Here is a 273-nt window from a genome sequence, read left to right as displayed (position 1 = left end):
CGGGCCCTGACGTCAAGCGCGGCTCTCTTCAGCATGTGATGACGGCGCCGGACATGCGTGGCCAGGGCATCGCCAGCACGCTGATCGACCGCTGTCTGGCAGCCTTGGCCAGCGAAGGCATCGACAAGGTGCATCTGGATACCCTGCACGACAACCATGACGCTCATCGCTTCTGGGAGCGTCTTGGCTGGTCCAACCGCAATGCCGAGATCGTGCGCTTCTCGCGCATTCTGGTGGACAACCCCAACGCCTGAGACAGCCGCCTTGTATCCC

1 protein-coding gene is annotated in these 273 nt (G+C 63.0%); it reads left to right on the top strand.

The genetic code is table 11. The features are described from left to right. The coding region (locus tag R0J88_RS20155; RefSeq protein ID WP_410900898.1) for a GNAT family N-acetyltransferase at positions 1 to 254 on the top strand (254 nt) is incomplete at its 5' end. Positions 255 to 273: the final 19 nt, after the last annotated feature.

The sequence above is a fragment of the Pseudoalteromonas sp. SIMBA_162 genome (genome assembly GCF_046535955.1).
Taxonomy (GTDB): Bacteria; Pseudomonadota; Gammaproteobacteria; order Enterobacterales; family Alteromonadaceae; genus Pseudoalteromonas; species Pseudoalteromonas marina.
Note: the sequence above shows the minus strand (reverse complement) of the source record. Positions and strands in the feature narration are given on the sequence as shown.